Genomic DNA, 397 nt, shown 5'->3' with positions numbered 1-397 from the left:
GACAGCGACATGGGCTCCGGTGCACTCGAAGCGCTGCGCGCCGAGAACCTTGCCGGCAAGGTTCTCGGCGCGCAGCGCTTCGAGTGCACCGGAGCCCATGTCGTCATTGGCGGCCCAGATGCCCTTGATGTCGTCGCCGAAGCGGGTGAGCAGATTGCCCATCAAGTCGAAGGCTTCCGTCGATTTCCAGTTGGCGACCTGGAAGTCGAGCAGCTTGATGTCGGGATTGGCGGCAAGGGCCGCGTCGAGGCCCTTCTTGCGTTCGATCGCCGCCGTGGTCGAGATCAGGCCGCCGAGCGCGACGATGCCGCCCTTGCCGCCGATGGTCTTGAACAGGATCTCGGCGATGGTCTTGCCGCTTTCGATGCCGTCGAACTCGATGTGGGAAACATAATTC

1 protein-coding gene is annotated in these 397 nt (G+C 63.2%); it reads right to left on the bottom strand.

Annotated elements, in window-relative coordinates; translation table 11 throughout:
• The coding region (locus tag EN879_RS38670) for a sugar ABC transporter substrate-binding protein (RefSeq protein WP_164774977.1) at positions 1 to 397 on the bottom strand (397 nt) is incomplete at both ends.

Origin of the sequence: Mesorhizobium sp. M7A.F.Ca.AU.002.02.1.1, assembly GCF_003998535.1 — a bacterium.
Lineage (GTDB): Bacteria > Pseudomonadota > Alphaproteobacteria > Rhizobiales > Rhizobiaceae > Mesorhizobium > Mesorhizobium ciceri.
The sequence above is the reverse complement of the archived record's forward strand: the minus strand, read 5'-3'. Positions and strand labels throughout refer to the sequence as shown.